The organism is Jiangella rhizosphaerae (assembly GCF_003579925.1).
Taxonomy (GTDB): domain Bacteria; phylum Actinomycetota; class Actinomycetes; order Jiangellales; family Jiangellaceae; genus Jiangella; species Jiangella rhizosphaerae.
In genome coordinates this window covers 1-13,526 of sequence record NZ_QUAL01000410.1, presented here as the reverse complement: position 1 = coordinate 13,526, position 13,526 = coordinate 1, and the positions used below count along the sequence as shown (strand labels likewise).

At 73.5% G+C, this 13,526-nt stretch carries 14 protein-coding genes and 1 pseudogene; 5 read left to right on the top strand and 10 right to left on the bottom strand.

The features are described from left to right. Window positions 1-96: 96 nt before the first annotated feature. Together DY240_RS27725 and DY240_RS27720 are read right to left on the bottom strand one after the other, a co-directional pair. A complete protein-coding gene (locus DY240_RS27725) occupies window positions 97-1,347 on the bottom strand; it encodes an ABC transporter substrate-binding protein (protein ID WP_158603028.1) in 1,251 nt (416 codons plus the stop codon). Between the two features lie 58 nt (window positions 1,348-1,405). Continuing rightward, the gene (locus DY240_RS27720; RefSeq protein ID WP_119662888.1) at window positions 1,406-2,191 is read right to left on the bottom strand and encodes an RraA family protein; all 786 of its coding nucleotides are present in this window, start codon (window positions 2,189-2,191) and stop codon (window positions 1,406-1,408) included. A 140-nt stretch (window positions 2,192-2,331) separates the two neighbouring features. On the opposite strand from DY240_RS27720, the gene DY240_RS27715 reads away from it, so the two are divergent. Continuing rightward, window positions 2,332-3,648 carry an alpha-L-fucosidase gene (locus DY240_RS27715; protein ID WP_119662887.1) on the top strand — a complete coding sequence of 439 codons (1,317 nt, stop codon included), beginning with the start codon at window positions 2,332-2,334 and terminating at the stop codon, window positions 3,646-3,648. Here DY240_RS27715 and DY240_RS27710 read toward each other — a convergent pair. The 3 genes from DY240_RS27710 to DY240_RS27700 all read right to left on the bottom strand — a co-directional run bounded on the left by DY240_RS27710 (window position 3,634) and on the right by DY240_RS27700 (window position 6,588). After that, entirely contained in the window at window positions 3,634-4,899 is a 1,266-nt protein-coding gene (locus DY240_RS27710) for an ATP-grasp domain-containing protein (protein WP_119662886.1), read from the bottom strand. The two genes, DY240_RS27715 and DY240_RS27710, sit on opposite strands and share 15 nt — an antisense overlap. 1 nt (window position 4,900) lies before the next feature. After that, a complete protein-coding gene (locus tag DY240_RS27705; RefSeq protein ID WP_158603027.1) occupies window positions 4,901-5,758 on the bottom strand; it encodes a nicotianamine synthase family protein in 858 nt (285 codons plus the stop codon). Window positions 5,759-5,829: 71 nt separating this feature from the next. After that, a complete protein-coding gene (locus DY240_RS27700; protein ID WP_119662884.1) occupies window positions 5,830-6,588 on the bottom strand; it encodes an SDR family oxidoreductase in 759 nt (252 codons plus the stop codon). 117 nt (window positions 6,589-6,705) lie between these two features. On the opposite strand from DY240_RS27700, the gene DY240_RS27695 reads away from it, so the two are divergent. Beyond that, on the top strand, window positions 6,706-7,575 hold the full coding sequence (locus DY240_RS27695) for a helix-turn-helix transcriptional regulator (protein ID WP_119662883.1): 870 nt from the start codon (window positions 6,706-6,708) through the stop codon (window positions 7,573-7,575). An 11-nt stretch (window positions 7,576-7,586) separates the two neighbouring features. Further along, the gene (locus tag DY240_RS27690) at window positions 7,587-8,282 is read left to right on the top strand and encodes a class I SAM-dependent methyltransferase (protein ID WP_119662891.1); all 696 of its coding nucleotides are present in this window, start codon (window positions 7,587-7,589) and stop codon (window positions 8,280-8,282) included. Here the strand turns inward: DY240_RS27690 and DY240_RS27685 are convergent. The 5 genes and pseudogenes from DY240_RS27685 to DY240_RS34245 form a co-directional block, all read right to left on the bottom strand. Next, window positions 8,279-9,157 carry a hypothetical protein gene (locus DY240_RS27685; RefSeq protein WP_119662882.1) on the bottom strand — a complete coding sequence of 293 codons (879 nt, stop codon included), beginning with the start codon at window positions 9,155-9,157 and terminating at the stop codon, window positions 8,279-8,281. The genes DY240_RS27690 and DY240_RS27685 overlap by 4 nt on opposite strands. Window positions 9,158-9,206: 49 nt before the next feature. Then, entirely contained in the window at window positions 9,207-10,454 is a 1,248-nt protein-coding gene (locus DY240_RS27680; RefSeq protein ID WP_119662881.1) for an MFS transporter, read from the bottom strand. A 72-nt stretch (window positions 10,455-10,526) separates the two neighbouring features. Continuing rightward, complete coding sequence (locus DY240_RS27675) at window positions 10,527-10,799, bottom strand: zf-HC2 domain-containing protein (RefSeq protein WP_199702614.1); 273 nt, start codon at window positions 10,797-10,799, stop codon at window positions 10,527-10,529. Next, window positions 10,796-11,008, bottom strand: coding sequence for an RNA polymerase sigma factor (locus DY240_RS33550; RefSeq protein WP_233552900.1), 213 nt, complete (start codon window positions 11,006-11,008; stop codon window positions 10,796-10,798). The genes DY240_RS27675 and DY240_RS33550 overlap by 4 nt, the downstream gene beginning before the upstream one ends. Window positions 11,009-11,139: 131 nt before the next feature. Continuing rightward, window positions 11,140-11,259 (bottom strand): annotated as a pseudogene (locus DY240_RS34245) (sigma factor); the annotation flags it as partial. Between the two features lie 186 nt (window positions 11,260-11,445). Between DY240_RS34245 and DY240_RS27665 the strand changes: the two are divergent. Together DY240_RS27665 and DY240_RS27660 are read left to right on the top strand one after the other, a co-directional pair. After that, window positions 11,446-12,414, top strand: a complete 969-nt coding sequence (locus DY240_RS27665) for an ATP-binding cassette domain-containing protein (RefSeq protein ID WP_119662880.1) — start codon at window positions 11,446-11,448, stop codon at window positions 12,412-12,414. Next, window positions 12,411-13,256 (top strand): ABC transporter permease, encoded by an 846-nt coding sequence (locus tag DY240_RS27660; protein WP_119662879.1) that lies wholly within the window; start codon window positions 12,411-12,413, stop codon window positions 13,254-13,256. Before DY240_RS27665 ends, DY240_RS27660 begins: the two co-directional genes overlap by 4 nt. Window positions 13,257-13,526: the final 270 nt, after the last annotated feature.

Genomic DNA, 13,526 nt, shown 5'->3' with positions numbered 1-13,526 from the left:
CGCGCAGCCGGCGGCGCCGGACGGCGGCGGCCGGGCCGGGATGGTGGCCGGGAGCCGGCGCGGGCGGGTCGCCGTCCGCCCGCGCCGGGCTCGCCTTCAGCGCTGCGAGTCCCACCACGTGTCCAGGTTCGTCGCGACGTCACCGGCGGAGGAGCCGGTGAACAGGGACTGGACCTGGGTGTTCAGCTCCTCGGCGTAGCCGTGCACCGGCTGGCGCTCGCCCTGCTTGACGATGACCATCGGGCTGGCGTCGAGGATCGCCTGAACGCCTTCGCCGAGGCTGGAGACGTCGTAGCTGAAGCCCTTGCGCAGGTTGCCGTCGGCGGCGAGCTGGATCTCGATCGCCTCCTCGTCGGTGACCAGCCACTCGACGAGGTCGATCGCCTCCTCCTTCGCGTCGGAGGCCTCGACGACGGTGTACGGCTGCGCCATGTTGCCGAACTGGCCGGGCGGGTACTCCCCGTCGGTCGGCACCGGGATGACGCCGATCTGGTCGCTCAGCCCGGCGTCGTCGGCGGCCGGCACGAAGTACGAGCCCATGATGTACATCGCGGACTCGCCCTCGAGGAACGCGGCCTGCCCGTCGGGGTACTCCAGGCCGAGCGCGCTCTGGCTGAGGAAGCCCTGGTCCAGCCACGACTCGTACAGCTCGAAGTAGCGCAGGTAGCCGCTGTCGGCGAACGTCGTCTCGCCGTCCTTGCGCTTGACCACCCAGTCCGGGTCCTCGGTGAGCACGCCGGCGTCGGCGAGCATGGTGAACTGCGCGCCGGTGACCCACTGGCCGGCCGACTGCAGCGGCACGTAGCCGGCCGCCTGGAGCTTGCGCATCGCGTCCTCGAACTGCGCGATGGTCTGCAGCTGCGTGGCGTCGACGCCCGCCTCCTCGAACGCTGCCTTGTTGTAGAAGACCAGCGACTGGATCTGCTCGCCCACGCCCACGACGTAGTGCTTGCCGTCGATGGCGTAGTCCTCGAACAGCGGGGTGTCGGCGGCCCAGTCCTCGCCGGACAGGTCGACGAACAGCTCGGCCGTCTCCGGGTTCGGGATGACGTGCTGGGCGATGTCGGGCGGGTCGCCCGCGGCGAGGTCCTGCTGCAGCTTGGCCTCCGCCTCGATGGTGCCGGTGAGCTCCAGCTCGACCGTGATGCCCGGGTTCTCCGCCTCGTAGAGGTCGAACAGCTCGTTCCAGAACTGCTCGGTGAGGTTGGGGGTGATGTTGACGATCATGCGCAGCGTGGTGTCGCCGCCGTCGCCGCCCGCGACGTCGTCGTCACCGCCGCCGCATGCCGACGCCGTCAGCACCGCCGAGGCCAGCACCCCGGCCGTCAGGAATCGCCGCCTGTTCATGGGCATCTCTCCGCTCGCTTCGTTGCGTAGATCCGATGGATGACAAGGTCGTGCAGCGCTACCGGCCGTTGGAGCCGTGGTGGGCGACGTACTCCTCCAGGCCCCGGCCGGTCAGCGGGTAGTAGTCGGACAGCCGGCCGCCGGCGTCGAGCCGCCGGCGCGCGAACTCCTCCTTGTCCTGGTGGGCCAGCGCGTCGTCGGCGATGGCCTGGGCGTGCGACGGCGGCACCACGACGGCGCCGTCGTCGTCGGCGATCACCAGGTCGCCGGGCCGCACCAGCGCCCCGCCGACCGCGACCGGCACGTTGTAGGCGTACGGGAACAACTCGGTCTGCGACGCATAATGCGGGGTGACGCCGGTGCACCAGACCGGCACCCCGAGCGCGCGCACCCGGCCGGCGTCGCGGATGCGCCCGTCGACGACGATGCCGGCGCCGCCGCGCAGCTTGAAGTAGCGGACCAGCATGTCGCCGAGGCAGCCGGTGCGCTGGGCCGCCTGCGCCGACACGACCAGCACGTCGCCCGGCCGGATCGACTCCAGCACCGCCCACAGCGCCGAGCGCCGCTCCGCGTCCTCCTGCCCCACCCCGGTGAAGACGTCCTCGCGCTGCGGCATGAACTGCAGCGTGACGGCCGCTCCGGTGACCCGGATCTCGGCGTCGCGGTGCAGCGGTGCGGGCCCGTCGATGAAGGTGCGGGTGATGCCCTGGTGGTGCAGCTTCGCGCAGGCGGTCGCCGCGCTCACCCCGGACAGCGCCTCGACCAGCTCGCGCGGCGGCCGGCCGGGCGGCTCGGACAGCAAGGGGGTGTGGCCGGTCGGATAACCGTCCTGCGTGGGGTTCATCCGGCGTCCTCTCGGAGTATGATCGCGGATCACTTATCGTCTATCGATTGAGCGATAGGAAACCGTCGTCCCCGCCGCTGTGTCAAGACCCCGGCTGCGGGACGATGGGCGGCCGGCAGCTGGATGGGAGTGAGGAACGCATGGCGACGACGGCACCCGCGGTCCCCGGCCGCGACTGGTTCACCCAGGCGCGGTTCGGGATGTTCGTGCACTTCGGCCTCTACTCGATGGCCGCCCGGCACGAGTGGGTGATGTCGCGCGAGCGGATGCCGGCCGAGGTGTACGAGCGGTACGCCGACGTGTTCGACCCCGACCTCTTCGATGCCCGGGCCATCGCCCGCGCCGCGAAGGAGGCCGGCATGGGCTACGTCGTGCTGACCACGAAGCACCACGACGGCTTCGCGCTGTGGGACTCCGGCGTCAGCGACTACACGTCGGCCGCCGCCTGCGGGCGCGACCTCGTCGCGGAGTTCACCGGCGCCGTGCGTGCCGAGGGTCTGCGGGTGGGGCTGTACCACTCCCTCATCGACTGGCACCATCCCGACTTCACCGTCGACTACCTGCACCCGCGCCGCGACGACCCCGGCGCGCAGGCGCTGAACGCGACCCGCGACATGGGACGCTACCGTGCCTACCTGCACGAGCAGGTGCGCGAGCTGCTCACCGGCTACGGGCGCGTCGACTACCTGTTCTTCGACTACACCTACCCCGAGGACCGCGACGGGTGGCGCGGCAAGTACCCGGAGGACTGGGCGGCCGACGAGCTGCTGGCGCTGGTCCGCAAGCTGCAGCCGGACGTCGTCGTGAACGACCGTCTGGGCGTCCCCGGTGACCTCGTCACGCCGGAGCAGTACCAGCCTGCCGAGCCCATGCGCGGCCCGGACGGCGCGCCGATCACGTGGGAGGCCTGCCAGACGCTGAACGGCAGCTGGGGCTACGACCGCGACAACACCAGGGTCAAGACGCCGGACCTGCTGGTGCGCATGCTGGTCGACACCGTCTCGAAGGGCGGCAACCTGCTGCTCAACATCGGGCCGGACGGACGGGGCGCGATCCCGGCGCGCGACGCCACGACGCTGGCCGCGCTGGCGCGGTGGATGCGGCTGCACCGGCGGTCGGTCGTGGGCGCCGGGCCCGCCGACCCCGGCATCGCGGCGGCGGTGGCGCCCGGGCTGCCGCCGGGCGCCGTCCTCACCCAGCGCGGCGACCGGCTGTACGTGCACCTGTTCGCCTGGCCGTTCGAGCACGTGCACCTGCGCGGCCTGGCCGATCGGGTGCGCTACGCGCAGCTGCTGAACGACGGCTCGGAGCTGGCGACGGTCCGGCTCGCACCCGGTCAGCAGGCCTGGAACACCACGCCGGGCGGGCAGCCGCCGGGCACGCTCACGCTGCGCCTGCCGACGGTGCGGCCGGACGTCGAGGTGCCGGTGGTGGAGCTGTTCCTAGCCGACCGCTAGCGGGGCGACGGTCTCGCCGCCGGCCATGCGCAGCCGCAGCGAGGCGACGGCGGTGGCGGCCAGCTCGCCGGCCCGGTCGCCGTCCGGGTCGACCGCGAGCACGTGGCCGGCGCGGTCGTTGTTGTCGCGCGGCCGGCGGACCGGTCCGGGGACGTCGAGCTGCCACCGGGCGACCGCGGGGTTCGCGTCCAGTTCCTCGCGGCCCTCGACGCCGGTGACGACGCCGTCGACCGGCGGGAGCACGAACGCGACGGCGGCCGTGCCGGTCGCGCCGACGTCGAGCCGCGGCGTCCGCCCGAGCGCGAGGTCGACCAGCAGCGCCAGCGGGTTCACCCCGGTCACCGTGCGGACCAGGTCGAACACGTACCCGCCGCCCTGCCGCGGGTTGATCTCGACGATCCGGGGCCCCGACGGCGTCAGCCGCAGCTCGGTGTGGCTCAGCCCGTGCGAGTACCCGATCGCGGTCAGGGCGGCCTGGACGTGCTCGGTGACCTCGGCGGCGACCGGCGGCGGCAGCGGCGCCGGGAACACGTGCCCGGCCTCGACGAACGTCGGCGTGACGCTCTTGCCGGTGATGCCGAGGACCGTCGTCCGGCCGGCGACGGTGACCGCCTCGACGCTGACCTCGGGGCCCTGGAGGAGCTCCTCCAGCAGCAGCCGGCGGGCCAGCGGCTGATCGCGGGTGTTCCGCTCGACGCCGGTGACCTCGTAGAACGCGTCCTTCAGCGCGGCCTCGCCGTCGACCAGGTGCACCGACGTCCCGGAGTTGAGGTCGACCGGCTTCGCGACCAGCGGGAACCCGAGTGCGGCCGCGCCGGCCAGCGCGTCCTCCCACGTCGCAGCGACGGCGAACCGGGGCCCGGGCAGCCCGGCCCGCCGCAGCACCGTCCGGACCGCGTCCTTGCGCACCGCCCGCCGCATGATGTCCGGCGACGCGCCGGCCAGCCCGAGCATCCGGCTCAGCTCGGCGACCGCGTCGAGGTAGTAGTCGCAGGTCGTGAGCACGCCGTCGATGTGCCGGCGGCAGACGATGCCGATGACGGCGCCGGTCATGGCGGCCCGGTCGTTCGTGTCGACGACGATCACCTCGTCGGCGTCGCGCACGACCGGGTGCGGGGCGCCGTCGACGTCGGGGTAGAGGGCCGGGTCCTTGGTGAACAGGATGTAGTCGTGGCCGAGCTCGCGCAGCAGCGGCGGCAGCGCGAGCCCGGTGGATTGCACCCAGCTCTCCACCATGAGCAGGGTCGCCACGTCAGCCTCCTGCCCGGGCCAGGATCACCGAGTTGATGACGTCGTTCACCGGGTGCACCTCCGTCAGGGGCTCGAAACCGTCGAGCGCGGTCCGGTCGATCGGCGGGTAGAGCAGCGTGCGCAGGCCGCGGGCGCTGCGGGCGAGCAGGATCGCGCCCGGCCGCATGCTCGCGGCCAGGTGGGCCATGATCCGCCGCTTCTCCGCGGCCGTGTCGCCGACCAGCGCGGCCAGCACGACCACGTCGTAGCCGGACAGGTCGGCATCGAGCACGTCGGCCTCGCGGAAGCAGAGCGCGTCGTAGCCGAGCGCCGCGGCGACCCGGGCACCGGCCTGCAGGGCGACGGGGTCGCGGTCCAGGTTGTCCACGTGGACGTCCAGATCGTGCGCCAGATGCAGCGAGCTCAGCGGCAGCGGCCCGGACCCGACGAACGCCAGCGACCGCACCCGGCGCGGGAGCGCCGACGCCAGGATGCCGATCTCCATGCGGCTGAGCTGGCGATAGTTGGCGGTGTAGGGGAACCGGGCCAGTTCGTCGCGGGGGGACGGCCCCGCGACGACCCGGTTCGCCCACGTCAGCTCCAGCTCGCTCTCACCGCGGCCGCACAGCGCGCGCAGCCGCGGGGCGAGTTCCTTGATCTCCACGTCCTCGAGCACCGCCGGAACGGCGTCCGCCGGCGCCGTGACCACGAGCCGCACCAGCCGGTCGAACAGGCCGTCCACGTCCGGGCCGGGACGAAGATCGACGCGGGTGGCCAGTTCGCGGTACACGTCGACCACCGACGCAGTAATCTCCTCCGCCGTGAGCCGGCTCGGGTCGGCGAGGTCGGTTTGACCGAATATGTTGCTAGTGAGACTCATGTTCATCGCGGCTGATCATGGCACAGCCGGACGCCGCGGCGCTGGCGAACGCGCGAAGAACCGCCGCCGGCTCAGCCCTGTTCGGTCGGGACGAGGATCAGCTCGGCCACGTTGAGCCGGGCCGGGACGGCGACGGCGTAGGCGATGGCGTCGGCGATGTCGTCGGAGGTGAGGGTCTCCATCGACCCACGCCACTCGGCAAGGCGCTCCCGGTTCGCACCGTCGAGCATCCCGGCGCCCAGCTCGGTTGGGACGAGGCCGGGTTCGACGTTCTTGACCCGGACCCGGCGCGGCCCGAGCTCGGCGCGCAGGTTCCTCGTGAGATGCGCGACGGCGGCCTTCGTCGCGTCGTAGACGGCGTAGTGCGGGAAGACCTGGTGCCCGCCGATCGACCCGACGTGGACCAGGTCGGCCGGGCCGCCGTCGGCCGCCGCGGCGATGAGGTCGCCGGCGAACGCCCGGCCGGTGTAGAGCAGGCCGTTGACGTTCGTCGCGATCATCTGGTCCCACTCGCGGGTGTCGGCCGACTCGAATGGCGCGGCCAGCATGACGCCGGCGTTGGCGACGACGAGGTCGACGCGGCCGAGCTCAGCGCGGATGGCGTCGGCCGCGGCCGTCACGGCGGCGAGGTCCGCGACGTCGGCCGGAACCGCGTAGCCGCCGATCTCCGCCGCGACGGCCTTCAGCCGGTCCTCGCGGCGGCCGATGACGGCGACGGCGGCACCGTCGGCGGCGAGCCGGCGGGCGGTCGCCTCGCCGATCCCGCTCGTCGCGCCGGTGACCACCGCGACGCGGCCGGCCAGTCTGTCAGTGCTCTGTGCTGTCGTCATGCCTCCACGGTCGGCCGGAACGAGCGGCGCAACCAGACCGCGTGACGACCAGGAGGAGCGACCCTGGGAGTCGCACGGCCACCCAACGACGCCGGCCGCGGTCATACGCTCGTGGGCATGGCTGATGGTGACAACCGGCTCGGCGAGTACCTGCGGGCGCGGCGCGAGCTCGCCCGCCCGGCCGACGTCGGGCTGCCCGACGGTCACGGCAGGCGGCGGGTGCCGGGGCTGCGCCGCGAGGAGGTCGCGATGCTGGCCGGCGTCAGCGCTGACTACTACGTCCGCCTCGAGCAGGGCCGCGACAAGCATCCGTCCGAGCAGGTCATCGAGTCGCTGGCCCGGGTGCTCGGCCTCGACGACGACGCCGTCGCCCACCTGCGCGAACTGGCCCGCCCGGCGACGCGGCGGCGCCGGCCGCACCCGCGGCCGGAACGGGTGAGCCCGGGCGCGGCCCGGCTGATCCACAGCTGGGCGTTCACGCCGGCGCTCGTGGTCGGCCGGTACCTCGACGTGCTGGCGGCCAACCCGCTGGCCGCCGCGCTCAACTCGTGCCAGCGGCCGGGCGCCAACCAGGTGCGCTCGTTCTTCCTCGACCCCGTGGCCCGCGACGTCTACCCCGACTGGGAGGCGCTGGCCGCCGACACCGTCGCCAGCCTGCGCGCCGCCGCCGGCGCCGATCTCGACGACCCGCGGCTCACCGAACTGGTCGGCGAGCTGTCGCTGAAGAGCGAGGTGTTCCGCCGGCTCTGGGCCCGCCACGACGTGCGCGCGAAGGTGGCCGGCACCAAGCGGTTCCGGCACCCGATGGTCGGCGAGCTCACGCTCGCGTACGAGACGCTGGCCGTCACCAGCGCGCCGGGCCAGCTGGTGATCGCCTACCACGCGGAGCCCGGCAGCCCGTCCGAGCAGGCGCTCGCGCTGCTCGGCAGCACTGTCGCGCCGGCGGCCGCGGAAAATCCCGCTGCGGACGAGCGCGCTCGCATGTGACGATCGGGAGCATGCGCCCGACCTGGATGCTCGACGAGACCGCCCACGCCGGCCCGGAACACCTCGACCCCGCCTTCGTCGCCGGATTCGACCGCAAGCAGGGTTACCCCGACGCCGCCTCTGACATCGCGCTGCTGGCCGATCGGGGCGTGCGCTCGGTGGTCGACCTCGGCGCCGGCACCGGGCAGTTCGCGGTCCCCGCGGCCGCGCGGTTCGACCGCGTCGTGGCTGTCGACGTGTCGCCGGCGATGATCGCCCACCTGCGGTCGCGGGCGCAGGAGGCGGGCGTCACGCTGGAGCTCGTGCAGGCCGGGTTCCTCAGCTACGACCACGTGGGCGAGCCGGCGGACGCCGTCTACACGCGGCACGCACTGCACCAGCTGCCCGACTTCTGGAAGGTCGTCGCGCTGCACCGCATCGCCCGCATCCTGCGGCCGGGCGGCGTGCTGCGCCTGCGCGACCTCGTCTACGACTTCCCGTCCGAGACGACCGAGCAGGTCATGGACGCCTGGGTGGCCGGCGGCGTCGACGACCCCGAGCGGGGCTACACCGGCGCCGACTACGCCGAGCACGTGCGCACCGAGCACAGCACGTTCCGCTGGCTGCTCGAGCCCATGCTCGACCACGCCGGCTTCGACATCGCCGGCGTCGAGTACGACGACGCCGGCCTGTTCGGCGCCTACACCTGCGTGCGTCGGCCGGCCTAGCGGCGGCCGTGGGCGAGCAGCGTCCGCACCGCCCACACCGTCTGGTAGCCCCGCCACTCCAGGGCGCCGGCCGGCGACGACGACGCGAAGTCGACGACCCAGCCGCCGTCGTCCTGCTGCAGCCCCTCCAGCCGGTCGAGGTCCTTCTCGACGGCGTCCGGGTCGAGCAGTGCGCGCAGCGGGCGGTCCGGCTCCGGCGACAGGTCGAGCAGGTGCATCGCCTCGCCCTCGATGCCGCCCTCGACGGGGATGCCGCCGTCCGACGGCACCAGCCGGCCCCACCGCTCCAACAGGGCGGCCGCCTCGGGCCGGCTGTCGTGGACGGTGTCGAGGAAGACCAGCGAGAACATCAGCTCGAGGGCGTGCGGCCGCTCCGTCTCGGCGATGCGGCGCAGGCAGAACTCGGTCACCCGCTCCAGCCAGGGATGCCCGGCGACGACGGGGTCGAGTGCGGCCGCGCGGTGCGCCTGACCGGCGACCGCCGCACTGATCTGCAGTGACGACGTCGTGTGGTCGGCGTCGACCCACCAGCGCGACGTGCCGGCCGGCTGGGTGACCGGCAGCGCGAACGGCAGTCCGCCGTCGGGCAGCGTCACCGACGCCAGCCAGTCGCACAGCGGGCCGGCGAGGCCGGTGTCGCCCGGGCCGGTCTCGGCGAGCACCTCGAACGCGTGCAGCGCGGCGCCGGGCTGGCTCTCCGGGGAGCGCAGGTCGGGCTCGAGGCTCCACCCGAAGCCGCCGTCGGGGTTGCGGTAGCCCGCCAGCGCGGCCAGCGTCGCCGCACGGTTCCCGGAGCCGGTCAGCAGGGCGAACCGGAGCCGGTCCAGCTGGCGAGCGTGGCCGGCCATGAACGCGGAAGCAGCGGTGATGTCCATGCCGCCATGCTCCCGCGTTCCGCCGCGCCGGGCTTGAAGGTTTCGGACGTCAACGAGCGCCGACGAGCTCCGGCTCGGGCACCCGGTCCGTCACCTCCGCGGCCGCCGCCACCGAGCGGCGGGCGAGGGCGACCAGCAGCGCGCCGGTCAGGACCGCCGTCGCGAGCACGATCCAGCCCGCCGACCGCGGCCCGCCACCGTCGATCACCGCACCCGCGACCAGCGCCACCGGCAGGAACGCGATCCACGACAGCGCGCTCACGCCGGAGGCGACCCCGGAGCGGACGGCGGACGGCACCGCGTCGTGCAGCAGCTTCGACAGGTGGATCCCGGCGAGGATGGTGAGCACGGCCATGAGGACCTGCGCCGGCACGATCAGCGCGGCCGCGGCGCCGGTGGTCAGCACCAGGCCGGTCGCCGCGAGCAGCACCGTCGCGCCGGCCGTCACCCGCGGGGAGTCCAGCCGGATCCGCCCGGCCAGCGCACCGGCGACGCCGAACGCCGCGGTCAGCGCCGCCCAGTACGGTCCGTAGGCGACCGCCGGCACGGCCAGCGCGACCAGCCAGAGCGGGCCGAACTCGAAGACCAGCGACGTGGTGCCGGCGGCCAGCACGATCGCCGCGACGACCGGCAGCAGGCGGCCGCGGTCGCCGAGGACCCGGTACGTCTCCGCCAGGTGCCCGCGCAGCGACGCCGGCCGGGCGGTCTCGTGCAGCCGCGGCTCCCGGAACCACAGCAGCGCCACGGCCGCCGCCAGCATGAACGGCACGGTCAGGAAGTAGGTCGCCCGCAGCGACAGCTCGCTGGCCAGCCAGCCGCCGGCCAGCGAGCTGGTCACCAGCGCGACGCTCTCGATCAGGCGGACCCGGCCGAGGGCACGCTCGTAGAGGTCGCTGCTCCCGGTCTCCTCGAGCACCGTGTCGTAGACGACGGCGTCCAGGGTGCCGGTGGACATCGCGAAGTAGACGCCCAGCGACATCGCGCTGGCGAGGTACAGCGGGACGCCGGTGCTCAGGCCGCCGAGCAGTGCCGCGCCCGCCAGCCCCGCCGTGCCCGTGAGCAGCACCGACCGCCGGCTCCACCGGTCGGCCAGCACGCCGGACGGGATCTCGATCAGCGGCACCATCGCGGCGTAGACGGCGGTCATGACGCCGATGGTCATGGCGTCGAAGCCGATCTCGCTCAGGAACAGCTTCTCGATCGGCACCCACAGCAGGATCCCCTGCAGGACGACGGCCAGCTGCAGCGGACGCAGCCGCCGGCGCAGCGTGCACGGGAAGGGCTCGCGCTTCGACATGGCGGTCTCCGTTGACGACGGGCGAAGGGTTCTGCCCGTGCAGTGTCAGCGGAGCCGCGCGGCGTTACGCCGTCAGCGCGACGACTCGCGGAACGCGGCCAGCAGCCGTTCGCGGTCCTGCGCCGAGAGCGGTGCGTCGCCGGCCAGCCCGGCCAGCACCTCGGTGGTCTGCCGCACCTGGTCGACGTACAGGTCGCAGCCGTCGCAGTGGGAGATGTGGTCGACCACGCGGCGTTCCGCTGCCTGGTCGAGGTCGCCCTCGAGGAACGCGGTGACCAGCTCGACCAGCTCGGCGCAGGCGAGCGGCTCGACGGGGTCGTTCAGCGACTCGGCCGGATCGGTCACGGCGTCACCTCCTCTCCTCGGACGGCGGGGTGGAAGTACCGCTCGAGCCGGAGCCGGACCGCCGCCCGGGCCCGGTGCAGCAGCACCCGCTGGTTCGCCATCGAGATCTCCAGTATCGAGCACACCTCGGCGGAGTCGTAGCCGTGCACGTCGCGCAGGGTGATGACGACGCGCTGCCGGGCCGGCAGCTCGGCCAGGGCGGCGGCCACCTCGGCGCGGACCTCGGCCGCCAGGAGCGCCTGCTCGGGCCACGGCGCCGGCGGCTGCTGGCCGGGACCGTCCGCGCCTCGCGGCCGCCGTGCCGCCGTGCGACGTTGGCGACGATGCGGTAGACCCAGGTGCGCAGCGACGACCGCCCGGCGAACGTGCCGATGCCGCGGACGACGGCCAGCCACGCCTCCTGAACCACCTCGGCCGCGGATTCGTCCGTCGACACGTAGACCCGGGCCAGCCGGCGCATGCCCGGCGACCACGCGTCGACGACCTGCGCGAACGCCGTCTCGTCACCGGCCAGCAGCAGGCCGGTGAGCACGTCGTCGGGCGGCAGCTCGGGAGGCGGCACCGAATCAGCATGGCAGCGGCCACCGACATTGTCGGAGTCGCGCGGCATGCTGGACTCCTGCCAGGTGGAACGAGGAGGTTCCCCATGGACCACGCCATCCAGGCCGAAGGGCTCGTGCGGCGCTTCGGCGAGACCACGGCACTCGACGGCGTCAGCCTCACCGTGCGCGCCGGGACGGTGCTCGGGCTGCTCGGCCCCAACGGTGCCGGCAAGACCACCGCCGTCCGCATCTTCGCCACGCTGCTGCGGCCCGACGACGGCCACGCCTCCGTCGGCGGCTACGACGTCGTCCGCCAGGCGCACCAGGTGCGGCAGCTCGTCGGGCTGACCGGCCAGTACGCCGCGGTCGACGAGATGCTCACCGGCACCGAGAACCTGCTGCTCATCGGCCGGCTGCTGGGCATGCCGCGGCCCGCGGCCAAGCAGCGGGCGCGCGAACTGCTGTCCGGCTTCGACCTCACCGATGCCGCCGACCGCGCCGCCAAGACCTACTCCGGCGGCATGCGGCGCCGGCTCGACCTCGCCGCCAGCCTCGTCGGCCGGCCGTCCATCCTGTTCCTCGACGAGCCCACCACCGGCCTCGACCCACGCGCCCGCAACGAGCTGTGGTCGCTCATCCGCGGGCTGGTCGCCGGCGGCGTCACCGTGCTGCTGACCACGCAGTACCTCGACGAGGCCGACGCGCTGGCCGACGAGATCACCGTCATCGACCACGGCCGTGTCATCGCCGCCGGCACGCCCGACGAGCTCAAGGCCAAGACCGGCTCGCAGACGCTGGTCGTGCGCCCCGAGGATGACTCGCACCTGCCGGTCGTCACCTCCGTCGTGGCCGAGCTGACCGAGGCGACCCCCGAGGTCGACGGCCCCAGGGTCACCGCTCCGGTCACCGACCCCGCGGTGCTGCCGGCCGTGGTCCGGCGGCTCGACGACGCCGGCGTGCTGGTCACCGAGCTGACGCTGCGCGGCGCCAGCCTCAACGAGGTGTTCCTGTCGCTCACCGGGCGGCCGGTCGACGACGACACCGAGGACGACTCCGAGAGGAGGCCGGCATGACCACCCTCACCGCCACCCGCCCCACACCGGCCGAGCTGAGCCCGCGCGTCGGCATCGGCGAGGGCGTCCGGCAGACCATGACCCTGGCCTGGCGCACCATCGTCCAGGTCCGGCACAACCCGTGGGAGCTGGGCGACTTCAGCATCCAGCCGATCATGTTCGTGCTGCTGTTCACCTACGTGTTCGGCGGCGCCATCGCGGGGTCGACCAGCGAGTACCTCACGTTCGCGCTGCCCGGCATCATCGTCATGAACATGCTGTTCATCACCATGTACGTCGGCACGGGCCTGAACATCGACCTCACCAAGGGCGTCTTCGACCGCCTCCGGTCGCTGCCCATCGCTCGGTGGGCGCCCATGGCCGGGCGCATCATCGCCGACCAGGTCAAGCAGGCGTGGTCGATCTTCCTGCTGCTGGCCATCGGCATGATCCTCGGCTTCCGCATCGGCACCGACATCTGGTCGCTGCTGGCCGCGGTGGGGCTCATGCTGGTGTTCGCGCTCGCGTTCTCGTGGGTGTCGGTGCTGGTCGGCGTCGTGGCGAAGGATCCCGAGAAGGTGCAGCTGTTCGGGTTCACGGCGCTGTTCCCCGTGACGTTCGTCAGCAACGTGTTCGCACCCACCAGCACGATGCCCGGCTGGCTGCAGCCGATCGTCGAGGCCAACCCGGTCACCATTCTGTCCGACGCCTGCCGCGCCCTCATGGTCGGCGACGACACCGCCGGCACCGAGTGGCACGTCGCGTCCGCGGCCACCCCGGCCGTGCAGTCGCTGATCTGGGCGGCCGCCATCGCCGCGGTGTTCGCGCCGCTCTCCGTCCGGGCGCTGCGCCGCCGGGTCTGACCGCGGTTCGCTCCGTGGCGGGTTTCTGCCATGGCGGTGATCTGACAGGGGCGACCTCTCGGCACGGGCCGCCGTGCGCCCCTAGGCTCCCCGGAAGCTGCGCCGCTTTCGGCGCCTCTGCCCGGGAGGTCCCATGCGCCGGTCTCGTCCGCTGCTCGCGCTCTGCGCCGCCGGTCTCCTGGTGGCGGCGGCCGCACCGGGCGGCGCCGCGGGCCCGGCACCGTCCGCCCCGCTCCCCCGGCCGGCGGCGGACGGCGCCGGCTCGGGCAC

Bases quoted from the DNA above. Each gene is read 5' to 3' on its own strand.
- DY240_RS27705 (WP_158603027.1), bottom strand. From the start codon at position 5,758: ATGAGTCTCACTAGCAACATATTCGGTCAAACCGACCTCGCCGACCCG.
- DY240_RS27715 (WP_119662887.1), top strand. From the start codon at position 2,332: ATGGCGACGACGGCACCCGCGGTCCCCGGCCGCGACTGGTTCACCCAG.
- DY240_RS27720 (WP_119662888.1), bottom strand. From the start codon at position 2,191: ATGAACCCCACGCAGGACGGTTATCCGACCGGCCACACCCCCTTGCTG.
- DY240_RS27660 (WP_119662879.1), top strand. From the start codon at position 12,411: ATGACCACCCTCACCGCCACCCGCCCCACACCGGCCGAGCTGAGCCCG.
- DY240_RS27690 (WP_119662891.1), top strand. From the start codon at position 7,587: ATGCGCCCGACCTGGATGCTCGACGAGACCGCCCACGCCGGCCCGGAA.
- DY240_RS27665 (WP_119662880.1), top strand. From the start codon at position 11,446: ATGGACCACGCCATCCAGGCCGAAGGGCTCGTGCGGCGCTTCGGCGAG.
- DY240_RS27685 (WP_119662882.1), bottom strand. From the start codon at position 9,157: ATGGACATCACCGCTGCTTCCGCGTTCATGGCCGGCCACGCTCGCCAG.
- DY240_RS27725 (WP_158603028.1), bottom strand. From the start codon at position 1,347: ATGAACAGGCGGCGATTCCTGACGGCCGGGGTGCTGGCCTCGGCGGTG.
- DY240_RS27680 (WP_119662881.1), bottom strand. From the start codon at position 10,454: ATGTCGAAGCGCGAGCCCTTCCCGTGCACGCTGCGCCGGCGGCTGCGT.
- DY240_RS27695 (WP_119662883.1), top strand. From the start codon at position 6,706: ATGGCTGATGGTGACAACCGGCTCGGCGAGTACCTGCGGGCGCGGCGC.
- DY240_RS27700 (WP_119662884.1), bottom strand. From the start codon at position 6,588: ATGACGACAGCACAGAGCACTGACAGACTGGCCGGCCGCGTCGCGGTG.